This is a genomic window from Pseudomonas sp. 44 R 15, from assembly GCF_900004965.1.
In the GTDB taxonomy this organism is placed as follows: Bacteria; Pseudomonadota; Gammaproteobacteria; order Pseudomonadales; family Pseudomonadaceae; genus Aquipseudomonas; species Aquipseudomonas orientalis_A.
Genome location: NZ_CVTU01000090.1, coordinates 254,794 through 267,391, shown reverse-complemented (window position 1 = coordinate 267,391; position 12,598 = coordinate 254,794). Strand labels below are relative to the sequence as shown.

Here is a 12,598-nt window from a genome sequence, read left to right as displayed (position 1 = left end):
GCCCTCGCAACAGCTTTAACCGCCGGGCGTCTTCGGCTTGCTGTCGTTCTGCTGCAGCCCCGGGACCGTCTGGTCCTTGGGCGGCGCCGGCAGCACGATCGGCGCCAGGGGCGGCGAGCCGTTGGTCTTCGGCACAGCGGGCGGCGTGACCTGCGGGTACAACGTGGGCGTTGGCGTGCCCGGCGCGCCGGGGGTTGGCGCGGGTGCGACCGGTACGGTTTGCAACTCCTGCGCCTGCGCCGCACCCAATGTGAGCGCGCCAAGCACAATGACCGTTAGAATGCTGCACTTCATCGATGGCTCCATGGCCTGACCGGAATGTCACAAGGCTACTCCCAACCGCGCAAGAATGCCCTTCCCAATGAGATTTCCATGAAACGTTTCGTTCTGCTGGACACCACTCCGATCCCCGACAACGGCGGTGCCTTGTGCCTGTTCGAATACGGTGAGGACTTCGTCATCAAGATCCAGGGCGGTGACGGCGGCCAGTTGATGAACACGCGCATGCACGGTTCCGAAGATGCCCTGGCGGAAATTCCGTGCCGCAAGGTCGCCGGTCGCCCGGGTTCACGGGTGCTGATTGGTGGCCTGGGCATGGGGTTTACCCTGGCTTCGGCGCTCAAGCACCTGGGCAAGAGCGCCGAAGTGGTGGTGGCCGAATTGGTGCCGGGCGTGGTGGAGTGGAACCGTGGGCCGCTCGGCGAAAAGTCCGGCCGCCCTTTGCTCGACCCGCGCACGGTGGTGCGCATGGAAGACGTGGCCAAGGTGCTGCAGGCTGAGCCCCAGGGGTTTGATGCGATCATGCTTGACGTCGATAACGGCCCTGAAGGCCTCACGCAAAAAGCCAACAGCTGGCTGTATTCCGCCGGTGGCCTGGCCGCCTGCGCCAAGGCCCTGCGCCCCAAGGGCGTGCTTGCCGTGTGGTCGGCCAGCGCCGACAAACTGTTCAGCGACAAACTGCGCAAGGCCGGTTTCAAGGCCGAAGAAGTGCAGGTATTCGCCCATGGCAACAAAGGCACGCGGCACACCATCTGGATTGCGGAAAAGCTCAAGGGCTAATTGCGCTGTGATTAGCTAGAATCAACCTGTCCGTGACCACCCAATAGCCAGGAGCCATGATGAGCTCGACCAACCCGCCCTCCCACACCGCCAAGCTGGACCGCATCCTTGCCGATGCCCAGCGCGACCGGGAAATGGGCTACCGCGACAAAGCCCTGAAAATGTACCCCCACGTGTGCGGCCGCTGCGCCCGTGAATTCGCCGGCAAGCGCCTGAGCGAACTGACCGTGCACCACCGCAACCACAATCATGACGACAATCCCCAGGACGGCTCCAACTGGGAACTGCTGTGCCTGTACTGCCATGACAACGAGCACTCGCGCTACACCGACCAGCAGTACTTCGGCGAAGGCTCCACCAGCAGCCCGACGATTGCCAAGGCGACACACAACCCGTTTGCGGCGTTGGCGGGGTTGATGAAGAAAGACGACTGAGATCATCGTTGGCTGTACCGGCCTCATCGGGGGCAAGCCCCCTCCCACATTTGGAATGCATTCCCCTGTGGGAGGGCGGTGCGACGATTCGACTTGCCGCCGATAGCGATCGCCCAAGCACCACACTGCCCAAGACCGTATAATCGCGGTTTTTCCTGCAAGGCACCCTTCCCCGTGGGCAATAAACGCTACAGCTGCATCGGTCTGTATAACCCCAAATCCCCGGAAAATGTCGGCTCGGTGATGCGCGCCGCCGGCTGCTACGGCGTGGCTTCGGTGTTCTATACCGGCGTGCGTTACGAGCGCGCGCGGGATTTCATCACCGATACCAAGAAGGTGCATCACGACATTCCGCTGATCGGCATCGATGACCTGAAAAAGATCCTGCCCCTGGGCTGCATCCCCGTCGCCGTGGAACTGGTGGAAGGCGCCCGCCCCCTGCCCGAATACACCCACCCCGACCGCGCGCTGTACATCTTCGGCCCCGAAGACGGCTCGCTGGACAAAGAGATTCGCGACTGGTGCGAGGACGTGGTCTACATCCCGACCACCGGCTGCATGAACCTCGCCGCCACCGTCAATGTGGTGCTCTACGACCGCCTGGCCAAGGGCAATAACACCCGCTCGGGCCCCAAATACTGAAAGCCGGGGACGCAAATAGCGGGAACATCCGGCCATCGCCAACAGTCAGCTAATGACACTTATCTTTGTTGGAGACGGATCATGAGCGACAGCAAAACCCTGCGACCTGTGATTGAACACCTGCAGCCGGACGAGCAGCGCCCCCAGAATGTGCACGGCTGGGAACGCATCGGCTCGGTAGCCGGTGGCGTGATGATGGTCGGCAAAGGCCTGCGCCGTGGCGGGCTCTTCGGGCTGATCCAGGTGGCGATTGGCGGCGTGGCGCTGGCACGCGGTTTCACCGGCCACAGCTCGCTCAAGGACAAGCTGGAGCAAGGCCGCCAGGAAATGAACAGCGTACGTACCAAGATCGAGCGAGCGGGCGCGGAGTTGAAGAACTTGAAGACCAAGGCTGAAGTGGCGGCTGAAAAAGCGGTGAAAACCACGGGCTGAGTTCAGCGAGCCCTAATGCCAGTCAGTCAAGGCTTTTTGTAGGAGCGAGCTTGCTCGCGAAAAACGTCAACGATAACGCGTGCTTTCTGAATGATCGCGGTGCCTGTGAGTTTTTCGCGAGCAAGCTCGCTCCTACAGAGATCAGTGCAGCAGTTTGCTATCGAGCACCACCGACGACTCGCCATTGATATTCTCGGCCAGTCGCACAAAGTCTTTCGTGGTCACACTGCCCGCGCGCATCACCGCTTGCGCCAGGTCATCCAGCGAGCGCTTGTTATGGGTTTTCACGCGGATCTCGCGATCCAGTTCCTGCAACACCACCACCGCCCGTGACACTGTTGCGCCGCTGACGTGTTCGCCACGCAGGCTGGTCACAGCCTTGCCCTCCTTCGTCAGGCGCGTCTGTATCGCCTGATACCGCTCATCGGTGATTCCCCCGGCGCGACGCACCAGTTCAATGGCGTAGTACCCGGCCAGGCCTTCGCTGATCCAGTCACTGCTGTCGTGGTCATTGAATCGGGCGATGGCCTGCACCACTTCGCGGATCAACGGGCTGCTGCCGTCTTCACTGATCAGCGGCGTGCGGCTGTTGAGGTAGACCGAGTCACGCGCCGAAAAGGCGCCACGGCGCATCGGGTCGCTGGCGCCCACCACCAAAATTTTGGCCGGGTGGCGCGGGAACGCGGCTTCCACTTGCGGCCACACGAAGGTCAGCAGCGTCAGCACATCCATACGCCGCATGCCCTGCCTCTTGGGCGACGTCACGGTGACGTCGGTCTGCCCCAGGCGCATGCGCCGGCTGCCCAGGCTACCGGCGAGCATCCAGCCGGTGGGGCGGTCGAACAGGCGGGACACGTTGTCGATGCGGAACTTGTTCTTGCCGATACGCGGCCAGGCGGTCTCGATGCTGTTCCAACCCGGCGGCAGGTCGAAGATCAGGCGCGCGACCAGCTCGACACCCTCCTGCTGGTCCAGCCGTGCGGTGGGCACCAGGTCGTCGCCGCGAAACAGCGCCCAGGCCGGCGTCATGCGCGCTTCGTAGGTGCCGGGTTTGTGCGCGTGGCCCAGACGTACGCGGTAGGTCAGGCTGGCCTTGTCGGCGCTGGGTTGCCAGTGACCCCGACGACCATCGACCTTCCATTGCCCATCGGCCTTGAAATCGCTGTAGTCGCCGTCGCGGCCAAGGTCGAAATCCAGGCTGCGCACCGCAGAGCCCTGGGACAGGCTCACGCGCACCTCGGCCTGATCGCTCTGGGGCAGAAGTTTGACGTGGTAATCCAGGTCGACTTTCCTGGCGCACCACGCCGACGTGCTCAGCGCCAGCAACAGCGCCGATGCCGCCAGCTTGAATCCCACCTTCATACGCACTCCTGGTTAACCCGCGCGGAAGATCAGGTAATCCTCCCAGTCGTCCTCTGGCACGCTGCCTTCGCTGAGCATGCGCCCGGACTGGGAAATGCGTTCGTGGTGCACGGCGTCGCGGTCGCCGCAGACCAGGTGGTGCCACAATGGCAAATCCTTGCGCTCGCTGACCAGGCGATAACCGCAGGTGGGCGGCAGCCACTTGAACTGGTCGGCCTGCCCGGGCGTGAGCTGGATGCAGTCCGGCACCGACGCCCGACGATTGGGATAGTCGGTGCACTGGCAGGTTTTCAGGTCCAGCAGTTTGCAGGCGATGCGCGTGTAATAGACGCTGTTGTCGTCTTCATCCTCGAGCTTTTGCAGGCAGCACAGGCCACAGCCGTCGCACAGCGATTCCCATTCCTCCTGGTCGAGGTGTTCGAGGGTTTTGCGTATCCAGAAAGGTTCGACTTTGGCGGCCATGGCTCTGCATCAGTATCGGAAGGTTCAAAGGCCGCCAGTCTAGTGCCCAAGCCCCTTGGGGCCAAGCGCTTGCGACTGGCGGTGTAACAACGCTTGTCAGTCTAGGAGTTGCGCAGTAGTTTTGAGCGCCGAATTGACGATCAGGAACTGCTCATGACCCGTGTTGCCGACTATCCGATCCACACCCAGTTCACCGAACGCTGGTCGCCTCGCGCCTTCACCGGCGAGAGCATTTCCCAGGAAACCCTGCTGAGCTTCTTCGAGGCGGCGCGCTGGGCACCTTCGGCCTACAACTCGCAGCCCTGGCGCTTTCTCTACGCCCGCCGCGACACGCCGGACTGGGAGCGCTTCCTGGGTTTGCTCAATGAGTTCAACCGGGGCTGGGCGCAGCATGCGTCGGCACTGGTGATCATCGCCTCGAAGACCGACTTCATCGCCCCCGGCGCCACGGAAGAAACCCCGGCCCTGTGGCACACCTTCGACACCGGCGCCGCCTGGGCTCACCTGGCCTTGCAAGCCAGCCTCGCCGGCTGGCACACCCATGGCATGGCCGGCTTCGATCAGGACCTGACCCGCAAGGCGCTGAAGATCCCCGCAGGCTATGCGCTGCACGCCGCCGTGGCGGTGGGCAAGCTGGGCGACAAGTCGAGCCTGCCCGAGTACCTGCAAGGCCGCGAAGCGCCAAGCCCGCGCAAGCCGCTGAGCGAGCTGGTTTCGGAAGGTGACTTCAACCTCTGAGTTATGCGCAGAACCCATGAATGCCAGTTTGTAGGAGCGAGCTTGCTCGCGAAAAACGTCAACGATAACGCGTGCTTTCTGCATGAACGCGGTGCCTATGAGTTTTTCGCGAGCAAGCTCGCTCCTACAGGCTGGCATTAGGGCTTGCCCCTCCCACATTTTTTTACCGTGTCGTATCAGTAGCCGCGCTCGAAATCCACTTCCCCGCGCAGGGCTTGTTTAGCCTGGTACGCACGCACGTTCTGCACAAACAACTCCACCATCATTGCCGGCGAGGTCGGGGCCGAACTGTGCCCGGTCAATAACAAGCCCCACGCCGTCCAGAACGGGTGGCGTTGCGGCAGCGGCTCCTGGCGACAGACGTCGATCACCGCTCCGGCCAGGTGTCCCTCCTTGAGGGCTTCGACCAGATCGGCATCCACCACCGCCACGCCACGTCCGACGTTGATGAACAAGGCGGTCGGCTTGAATTGCTTGAACAGTGCGGCGTCGTACAGGTCATGGGTGTCAGGGGTGTTGGGCAGCAGGTTGATCACATAATCCACCTCTCCCACCAGCCGGCCCAATTGATCGAGCCCGGCGACTTCGATAAACGGCGCCTGCTCGCGGGCCTGGCTGGCGATGCCATACAGCTTGACGCCAAATGGCAGCAGGAACTGCGCCACACGCTGGCCAATGTCGCCGGTGCCGACCACCAGCACCTTGCGCCCGGCCAGGCTCTGGCCCTGGCGGCTGTCCCACTTGCGCTCGACCTGGCTGACCAGCCGCGCCAGCACTTCACGCTCGTGGCCGAGCATGTAGGTCAGGACGAATTCGGCCATGACCTGGCCAAAGATGCCGACCGCGCGGGTCAGGCGATAATCACGCGGCAGGCCTTCGGCCAACAGGGGCGTAATGCCAGCCCAGGTCGACTGCAACCATTGCGGATGATGGCCCTGGCGCAACAGCGTCGCCAGCAGGTCCGGCTGGCCCAGCCATACCGGGGAATCGGCGGCCAGGCGCGAGAGTTCGGCCGAGTCGCCGCTGGTCAGTACCTCAAGGTCAGGCGCGGTTTCGCGAAGCAATCGGGCGTAGAGCGGGTGATCCTGTTCAGCAATCAGAACACGCATGGTTCAAACCTTTCAAAAACAGTGCTGACGGCCGCCCGCATCCTTACGGCCACCGTCCTCTAATACAATTCCATTCAAGCCTGCGCCCTGAGACGGGCGCTGATCGATCACATCGGGTCGTTGCGGCGCAGCAGCTCTTCAGGCAGGTGCTCGATGTACTCGTCCTCGGCGGGCGGCATTTGCAGGTGATAGCCCTGCTTGTCGAGGTTTTCCAGCACCACGGCGATGTCCTCGCGCGACAGTTTGCGCTCGGGTGTCAGCACCATGTCGAAGGCGTGATGCGGCTTGCCGAAGGCGACCATCAACGGCTCCGGCACCCGCTCCAGGGCGTCGCTCTTGAGCACATAAAGGTACATGCCGTCTTTTTTCAGGCTGCGATAAATCGAGCAAATACGTTTCAAGGCTGTTCTCCGGCATTGGCCAGGCTGTCGAGCAGCGCCTGGCCCATCAATTCGCGACGCCAGCCACGCAGCGAATCGGGTAATTGGTAAGGCCCATCGGGATAGCCACTTTTAACCAGGGCTTCGAGGGTTTTCTTGCGCAGCATCAGTTCCGGCGCCATGTCCAGGCGCTCGGCGAACGTCTGGCCCAGGGCGCGCAGTTGCTTGATCAGCGCGGCGGCATCGACCGGCAGCGGTTCAGGCACGGCAGGCGGCCATTGGTCCATGGGCACGCTGCCCGCACGCTTGATCAGGTCAAGCAGGAACTGGCCGTCCTGACGCACGGTGCGCGGGTGCATGTCTTCGATCTTGCCCAGGGCGGCGAGGTTATCCGGCTGGGATTTGGCCAGGGGCCATAACGAGTGCTCACGCACGATGCGGTTGCGCGGCAGGTCACGGGCGCGGGCTTGCTGCTCGCGCCAGGCGCACAGTTCACGCAATACGGCGAGCTGGGCGCGGGACAGCTTCCACGCCAGCTTGGCGTCGCGGTACACCTCGTACGGGTCGACTTCGCGGCGCAGGTTGGCCACCAGTTCGGCGCCGTCTTCCAGTACCCAGGCGTATTTGTCATCGCTCAATCGCGGACGCAGGCGGATGTAGACTTCGGCCAGGTGCACGGCGTCTTCGGCGGCATAGCTCACCTGGGTTTCGGACAAGGGCCGCTGCAGCCAGTCCGAGCGCGTCTCGCCCTTGGGCAGGTCGATATCGAGCACCGCCTGCACCAGCCGCGAGTACCCCATGGAGAACCCGAGGTTCAGGTAAGCCGCAGCCAACTGGGTGTCGAACAATGGCGCCGGCAGGCTGCCGGTCAGACGCAACAGCACTTCCAGGTCTTCGCTGCAGGCATGTACCACCTTGATCACGCCCGGGTTTTCCAGCAAGGCGGCCAAGGGTTGCCAGTTGTCGATGGTCAGGGGATCGATCAGATACGCGCGCACGCCATCACCGATCTGGATCAGCCCGGCAATGGGGTAGAAGGTGTCGACCCGCATGAATTCGGTGTCGAGGGCGACGAATGGCAACTGCTGCCATTGGGCGCAATGCTGGCCGAGGCTATCGTTGTCGCAGATCCAGTGAATATCGATGGCCACACGGCTCTCCCTTGAAGAATGGCGCGCAGTATATATCGCGAAAGGGACTTGCGAGCATCCGCAGTGCACAGGCAACCGCGAAAACTCAGACAGAAAAGGAAGAATAATCCGACAGGCGGAAGCTATCCCCTCTGAAGCTATCCCCTCTTACGCAGGACGTAGACACACCACAGTTTGGAGCCGGGCAGGAACTCCCGCTGATTCAAGACTTTGAAACCGGCCTGGCGAAACTCTTCCTCAACCGGGATACGCGCGTCCACGGACACAATCACCGTGTCGCGGCTGACTCGGTGGAATTCCCGTAGCAAGGCCAGGCGCACCTCGGTATCGGGCGCATGGCGAAACAACTCCAGGCAGAAGATGCAATCCACCGCATTCGCCGACAGACCAATGGAAAACGCTGAGCCCGGGAATGTCTTGACGCGTTTGAGCAACGCCGCCGAGTGATGGGTGCGAGCGTGGTCGAGCATGTCCTGGGAAGGGTCCGAGGCCAGGATCACCCGATTGACGTGCTCAGCCAGCACCGGCCAGAACCGCCCGGAGCCGCAGGCCAGGTCGAGGATCAATCCGGGCTCCCCGGCGACCTTCAACGCATGGCGCACCAACCGTGCATCGCGCCACGCGGCCAGACGCTGCAACAGCCCAGGCGGAACGGTATCACCACAGACCCTGGCATGCTCACGGTCATAGCGCTCGGTGAATTCGGTCTCGATGGAGGATGGAGGTTGTGGCGACATCGCGGGCTCATGGTGGACAAAACGGAAGTAAAACGACCTTGATCGGCAGCTTAACCACTGCAACGTGAAAAAAAGGTCGAAAGCCGCAACGCCGTCAATCCCGCACCTTGCCACCCTGCCCCGCGCTGGAAATAATGTGCGCCCGACCTGCCCCAAGGACTCGACCGCATGAAAGCTCCTCTAGCCCTGTGTGTACTGGCGAGCGTGGCCACCACCGCCTTGGCCGATACCAGCCCGTCACGCCTGGACGAGGTCATCGAGCGTGGCACGCTGACGGTGTGCACCACCGGCGACTACATGCCCTACACCTCGCTGCGTGCCGATGGCCGCTACCAGGGCATTGATATCGCCATGGCCGAGTCCCTGGCCAAGAGCCTCAACGCGACGGTCACCTGGGTGCCGACCACCTGGAAGACCCTGATGCCGGACTTTCTGGCCCAACGCTGCGACATCGCCGTCGGCGGGATTTCGGTGTCACTGGAGCGCCAGAAAAAAGCCTTCTTCAGCCAGCCGCTCGGTGTCGACGGCAAGATCCCGCTGGTACGTTGCGCCGACGTGCAGCGCTACCAGAGCGTCGAGCAAATCAACCAGCCCCAGGTGCGCGTGATCGAACCGGCGGGCGGCACCAATGAAGCGTTTGCCCGCGCCCGGCTGGGCAAGGCGCAGATACGCCTGCACGACAACGTAAGCATTTTCGACGAACTGCTGGCGGGCAAGGCCGACGTGATGATCACCGACGCCAGCGAAGCGCGTTACCAGCAAAAGCAAAAACCGGGACTGTGCGCGGTCAACCCCGATCGGCAGATGCAGTACAGCCAGAAAGCCTTCCTGCTGCCGCGCGACGATGTGGCCTGGAAAAGCTACGTCGACCAATGGTTGCACTTGAGCGTGGCGACCGGCGTGTATGACGGCATTGTCAGTCAGTGGCTGGCGGCGCCTTGATCAACTCGACAAAAGCCGCGCACGCGGCGCTGCGATAGGCGCCCCTGCGGCTGAGCAGCCCTACAGTGCGGTGCGGCAGCGGCGGCTCGATGGCCACGGCGTGCAACCCGGCCTGGGCCTGGGCCAGGGCGCTGGGCAGGATGGTCGCCAGTGAAGTGTTACGCACGATTTCAATGATCGCGCCGATGGAGTTGGCCTCCATGACAATGCGCGGTGTTACGCCCTGCCGGCGGCAGTAGTCATCGATATAGCGGCGCGTGGCAAACCCCGCATCGAGCAGGACCAGCGGCTGCTCGAACCCTGCCGACCGATTCACCGCGGGCGAATCCGCCCGCACCACCACGCTCAAGGCCTCGGCAAACAATGCCTCACACTCGATATCCGGCCCGTGCTCGCCGGCAAAGCCGATGCCGATATCCAGCAAATCCTCGCCCAGCGCGGCTTCGATGCGGTCCTGGGTCAACTCTTCGACGCTCAAGGTGATGCCCGGGTACAGCCCATGGAACTGCGCCAGCAACGGGCCGATCAGGTAGGCGGTAAAGGTCGGGGTCATCGCCAGGCGCAGATGCCCGCGGCTCAAGTCCTGCACGTCATGCATCGCACGGGTGCCGGCCTCCAGGTCCTGCAAGGCCAGTCGGGCAAAGCGTACATAAGCCTGCCCCGCATCCGTCAGGCTGACGCTGCGCCCGGAACGATCGAGCAGCGGCGCGCCCAGGGTGTCTTCAAGTTGCTTGATCTGTTGTGACAAGGTCGGCTGCGACACATGCAGCGCCTGGGCCGCGCGGGTGAAATTGCGGTGCTCGGCAACGGCCAGCAAATAACGGATATGGCGCAACAGCATCAACGACGCTCCAACTATAGGCAGGGCTTATAGAAACCATAATAAGCCGGTCTTGGACGCTATAGACGAAAACTTCCATCCTTGCCCCATCAGCCACGCAAGGAGAAACCCTCATGCAGCACCTCATCGACGGCTTTCGCAAATTCCAGCGCGAAGCCTTTGCCCAACGCAGCGACCTGTTCAAACACCTGGCCACCACGCAAAACCCCGGCACGCTGTTCGTGTCGTGCTCCGACAGCCGTGTGGTCCCGGAACTGCTGACCCAGCAGGAACCCGGCGACCTGTTCGTCATCCGCAACGCCGGCAATATCGTGCCGTCCTACGGGCCGGAACCGGGCGGCGTATCGGCCACGGTCGAATATGCGGTGGCGGTACTGGGCGTAAGCGACATCGTGATCTGCGGCCACTCCGACTGCGGCGCAATGACCGCCATCTCCACCTGCACCTGCCTGGACCACCTGCCTGCGGTAGCCAACTGGTTGCGCCATGCCGAGTCGGCCAAGGTGATCAACGCCGCCCGCCAGCACGTCTCGGACGCGGCGCGCCTGGATGCCCTGGTGCGTGAAAACGTGGTCGCTCAATTGGCTAACCTCAAGACTCACCCGTCCGTCGCCCTGGCGCTGGAGCAAGGCCGGCTGAACCTGCACGGCTGGGTATACGACATCGAAACCGGTGGCATCGACGCACTGGACGGACGCAGCGCACGCTTCGTGTCCCTGCTCGAACACCCGACCACCCGCGCTCACGCCGCCTGAACCCATTCAACCCAAGAGGACTTCATCATGCTGCAATCGAACTTTTCCCAAACCCCTCGCCTGGCCCTGGCCGACACCGTCATCGACCTCAAGGCGCGCAAGGACCTGTCCTGGCAGGACCTCGCCGACGGCACCGGCCTGAGCCTGGCCTTCGTCACCGCCGCCCTGCTCGGCCAGCATCCGCTGCCCAGGGACGCCGCCGACGTGGTGTGCGCCAAACTCGGCCTGGACGAGGACGCCAGCCGCCTGCTGCAAAGCGTGCCCCTGCGCGGCAGCTTCCCCGGCGGCGTGCCGACCGATCCGACGATGTACCGGTTCTACGAAATGCTGCAGGTCTACGGCTCCACCCTCAAGGCCCTGGTGCATGAGCAGTTTGGCGACGGCATCATCAGCGCGATCAACTTCAAGCTCGACATCAAGAAAGTCGAAGACCCGGACGGAGGTTCACGCGCGGTAATCACCCTGGACGGTAAATATCTGCCAACCAAACCCTTCTGATCGTTCGCCGAACCGTCTACGCTCTTGTCATTCCAACAAGACCGAGGGACGGGTAGATGAACGCACTGCTACGACTCGCCTGGCTGCTGCTGTTGTGCGGCAGCCAGGTGCACGCCGACACGGCCAATGACGCCGACGCTCAAGCGGCCAAGGCGTTGCTGGACAAGGCCCTGGTTTACTACCAGAACAATGGCGACAAGGCGTTGGCCGCTTTCAGCCGCCAGGGCGAATTCATCGACCAGGACCGTTACGTCTTCGTGGTCGACACCAAAGGCGTGCTGCTGGCCAGCGGCGGCCCCTCCTCGGCCTTGATCGGACGCGACGTGTCCGAAGTCCTCGGGCCTGACCTGCAAGCCTCGTTCAAACACGCCATCAGCGCACCCGAAGGCCAGGGTATCCAGCAGGCCGATTATCGCTGGCAGAACTGGAATGACGGCAAGGTCGAACACAAGCACGTGTTTTACCAGCGGGTGGGCGAGCGTATCCTGGCGGTCGGCTATTACCTGCCACGGGCCACGCCGGAGCAGGCGCGGGCGCTGCGCAACAAGGCGGTGAACGCGCTGGTGAAGGACGAAGCGGGGACGCTCAAGGCGATCAACTCATTGCAGGGTGGTTTCCTGCAGGATGATCTCTACGTGTTCGTGGTTGACCTGGATACCCGGCGCTATGTGGCGCACGGCACCAACCTGCGTTTGATCAATACCGATTTCGCCAAGGTCAACGACCCGGATGGCCGGCCTGTCGGGGAGCCGATCCTTGCGTTGATGGGGGAACAGGATCAGGGCGAATATAAATACCGCTGGAAGAACCCGGTAACCGGGAAGATTGAGAATAAGCATGCTTATGTGCGCAAGGCCGGGCATTTGATGGTGGCGGTGGGGTATTACAGTCCCTGATGCGTCTGGCGAGTACCTATCTAACGGATATGTACGCTGTTGGCTTTATGTGGGAGGGGGCTTGCTCCCGATGGCGGCCTCTGGGCCGACCAGGATGTTGGATCAGATCGAGTACATATCCGTTTCTGCGGTCACGGCCACTTAGGGTTCCGCCCTGACG

At 62.7% G+C, this 12,598-nt stretch carries 17 protein-coding genes; 9 read left to right on the top strand and 8 right to left on the bottom strand.

Going from position 1 to position 12,598, the window contains the following annotated elements; translation table 11 throughout:
• Positions 1–15 precede the first annotated feature (15 nt).
• A complete protein-coding gene (locus BFP93_RS13590) occupies positions 16–294 on the bottom strand; it encodes a hypothetical protein (RefSeq protein WP_065893510.1) in 279 nt (92 codons plus the stop codon).
• A 78-nt stretch (positions 295–372) separates the two neighbouring features.
• Between BFP93_RS13590 and BFP93_RS13585 the strand changes: the two genes are divergently transcribed.
• From BFP93_RS13585 to BFP93_RS13570, 4 genes are all read left to right on the top strand, one after another.
• Entirely contained in the window at positions 373–1,059 is a 687-nt protein-coding gene (locus BFP93_RS13585) for a spermidine synthase (RefSeq protein WP_065893509.1), read from the top strand.
• Positions 1,060–1,118: 59 nt separating this feature from the next.
• A complete protein-coding gene (locus BFP93_RS13580; protein ID WP_003210675.1) occupies positions 1,119–1,493 on the top strand; it encodes a YajD family HNH nuclease in 375 nt (124 codons plus the stop codon).
• A gap of 174 nt (positions 1,494–1,667) precedes the next feature.
• Entirely contained in the window at positions 1,668–2,135 is a 468-nt protein-coding gene (locus BFP93_RS13575; protein ID WP_003189607.1) for an RNA methyltransferase, read from the top strand.
• An 81-nt stretch (positions 2,136–2,216) separates the two neighbouring features.
• On the top strand, positions 2,217–2,567 hold the full coding sequence (locus BFP93_RS13570) for a YgaP family membrane protein (RefSeq protein WP_065893508.1): 351 nt from the start codon (positions 2,217–2,219) through the stop codon (positions 2,565–2,567).
• Positions 2,568–2,708: 141 nt separating this feature from the next.
• On the opposite strand, the gene BFP93_RS13565 is transcribed toward BFP93_RS13570, so the two are convergent.
• Together BFP93_RS13565 and BFP93_RS13560 are read right to left on the bottom strand one after the other, a co-directional pair.
• Entirely contained in the window at positions 2,709–3,929 is a 1,221-nt protein-coding gene (locus BFP93_RS13565; protein WP_065893507.1) for a hypothetical protein, read from the bottom strand.
• A 12-nt stretch (positions 3,930–3,941) separates the two neighbouring features.
• Positions 3,942–4,391: a YcgN family cysteine cluster protein gene (locus tag BFP93_RS13560; RefSeq protein ID WP_003172524.1), complete on the bottom strand. Its 450-nt coding sequence runs from the start codon at positions 4,389–4,391 to the stop codon at positions 3,942–3,944.
• 153 nt (positions 4,392–4,544) lie between these two features.
• Here BFP93_RS13560 and BFP93_RS13555 point away from each other — a divergent pair, with 153 nt between their 5' ends.
• Positions 4,545–5,129, top strand: a complete 585-nt coding sequence (locus tag BFP93_RS13555) for a nitroreductase family protein (RefSeq protein WP_065893506.1) — start codon at positions 4,545–4,547, stop codon at positions 5,127–5,129.
• Between the two features lie 176 nt (positions 5,130–5,305).
• Here BFP93_RS13555 and BFP93_RS13550 read toward each other — a convergent pair whose 3' ends face one another.
• The 4 genes from BFP93_RS13550 to BFP93_RS13535 all read right to left on the bottom strand — a co-directional run bounded on the left by BFP93_RS13550 (position 5,306) and on the right by BFP93_RS13535 (position 8,506).
• Positions 5,306–6,238 carry a D-2-hydroxyacid dehydrogenase gene (locus tag BFP93_RS13550; RefSeq protein ID WP_065893505.1) on the bottom strand — a complete coding sequence of 311 codons (933 nt, stop codon included), beginning with the start codon at positions 6,236–6,238 and terminating at the stop codon, positions 5,306–5,308.
• 107 nt (positions 6,239–6,345) lie between these two features.
• Entirely contained in the window at positions 6,346–6,639 is a 294-nt protein-coding gene (locus tag BFP93_RS13545; protein WP_057723020.1) for a YcgL domain-containing protein, read from the bottom strand.
• Positions 6,636–7,769, bottom strand: a complete 1,134-nt coding sequence (gene rnd, locus BFP93_RS13540; protein WP_065893504.1) for a ribonuclease D — start codon at positions 7,767–7,769, stop codon at positions 6,636–6,638. The genes BFP93_RS13545 and rnd overlap by 4 nt, the downstream gene beginning before the upstream one ends.
• 137 nt (positions 7,770–7,906) lie before the next feature.
• Positions 7,907–8,506, bottom strand: coding sequence for a class I SAM-dependent methyltransferase (locus BFP93_RS13535; protein ID WP_065893503.1), 600 nt, complete (start codon positions 8,504–8,506; stop codon positions 7,907–7,909).
• A gap of 168 nt (positions 8,507–8,674) precedes the next feature.
• Here BFP93_RS13535 and BFP93_RS13530 point away from each other — a divergent pair, with 168 nt between their 5' ends.
• Complete coding sequence (locus BFP93_RS13530) at positions 8,675–9,448, top strand: transporter substrate-binding domain-containing protein (RefSeq protein ID WP_065886302.1); 774 nt, start codon at positions 8,675–8,677, stop codon at positions 9,446–9,448.
• Here BFP93_RS13530 and cynR read toward each other — a convergent pair.
• On the bottom strand, positions 9,423–10,289 hold the full coding sequence (cynR, locus tag BFP93_RS13525) for a transcriptional regulator CynR (protein ID WP_065893502.1): 867 nt from the start codon (positions 10,287–10,289) through the stop codon (positions 9,423–9,425). The two genes, BFP93_RS13530 and cynR, sit on opposite strands and share 26 nt — an antisense overlap.
• A 113-nt stretch (positions 10,290–10,402) precedes the next feature.
• Here cynR and BFP93_RS13520 point away from each other — a divergent pair, with 113 nt between their 5' ends.
• The 3 genes from BFP93_RS13520 to BFP93_RS13510 are packed head-to-tail and all read left to right on the top strand — an operon-like array spanning position 10,403 to position 12,438.
• Positions 10,403–11,044 carry a carbonic anhydrase gene (locus BFP93_RS13520; protein ID WP_065886300.1) on the top strand — a complete coding sequence of 214 codons (642 nt, stop codon included), beginning with the start codon at positions 10,403–10,405 and terminating at the stop codon, positions 11,042–11,044.
• 27 nt (positions 11,045–11,071) lie between these two features.
• Positions 11,072–11,542 (top strand): cyanase, encoded by a 471-nt coding sequence (gene cynS / locus BFP93_RS13515; protein WP_065893501.1) that lies wholly within the window; start codon positions 11,072–11,074, stop codon positions 11,540–11,542.
• A 56-nt stretch (positions 11,543–11,598) separates the two neighbouring features.
• Positions 11,599–12,438 (top strand): cache domain-containing protein, encoded by an 840-nt coding sequence (locus BFP93_RS13510; RefSeq protein WP_065886298.1) that lies wholly within the window; start codon positions 11,599–11,601, stop codon positions 12,436–12,438.
• The last annotated feature ends 160 nt before the right edge of the window (positions 12,439–12,598 follow it).

Excerpts from the sequence above, each read along its gene's own strand:
- BFP93_RS13580 (WP_003210675.1), top strand. The coding sequence starts at position 1,119 with ATGAGCTCGACCAACCCGCCCTCCCACACCGCCAAGCTGGACCGCATC.
- BFP93_RS13565 (WP_065893507.1), bottom strand. The coding sequence starts at position 3,929 with ATGAAGGTGGGATTCAAGCTGGCGGCATCGGCGCTGTTGCTGGCGCTG.
- cynS (WP_065893501.1), top strand. The coding sequence starts at position 11,072 with ATGCTGCAATCGAACTTTTCCCAAACCCCTCGCCTGGCCCTGGCCGAC.
- BFP93_RS13570 (WP_065893508.1), top strand. The coding sequence starts at position 2,217 with ATGAGCGACAGCAAAACCCTGCGACCTGTGATTGAACACCTGCAGCCG.
- BFP93_RS13590 (WP_065893510.1), bottom strand. The coding sequence starts at position 294 with ATGAAGTGCAGCATTCTAACGGTCATTGTGCTTGGCGCGCTCACATTG.
- BFP93_RS13520 (WP_065886300.1), top strand. The coding sequence starts at position 10,403 with ATGCAGCACCTCATCGACGGCTTTCGCAAATTCCAGCGCGAAGCCTTT.
- BFP93_RS13535 (WP_065893503.1), bottom strand. The coding sequence starts at position 8,506 with ATGTCGCCACAACCTCCATCCTCCATCGAGACCGAATTCACCGAGCGC.
- BFP93_RS13510 (WP_065886298.1), top strand. The coding sequence starts at position 11,599 with ATGAACGCACTGCTACGACTCGCCTGGCTGCTGCTGTTGTGCGGCAGC.
- BFP93_RS13560 (WP_003172524.1), bottom strand. The coding sequence starts at position 4,391 with ATGGCCGCCAAAGTCGAACCTTTCTGGATACGCAAAACCCTCGAACAC.
- BFP93_RS13585 (WP_065893509.1), top strand. The coding sequence starts at position 373 with ATGAAACGTTTCGTTCTGCTGGACACCACTCCGATCCCCGACAACGGC.
- BFP93_RS13530 (WP_065886302.1), top strand. The coding sequence starts at position 8,675 with ATGAAAGCTCCTCTAGCCCTGTGTGTACTGGCGAGCGTGGCCACCACC.
- BFP93_RS13555 (WP_065893506.1), top strand. The coding sequence starts at position 4,545 with ATGACCCGTGTTGCCGACTATCCGATCCACACCCAGTTCACCGAACGC.
- cynR (WP_065893502.1), bottom strand. The coding sequence starts at position 10,289 with ATGCTGTTGCGCCATATCCGTTATTTGCTGGCCGTTGCCGAGCACCGC.
- BFP93_RS13550 (WP_065893505.1), bottom strand. The coding sequence starts at position 6,238 with ATGCGTGTTCTGATTGCTGAACAGGATCACCCGCTCTACGCCCGATTG.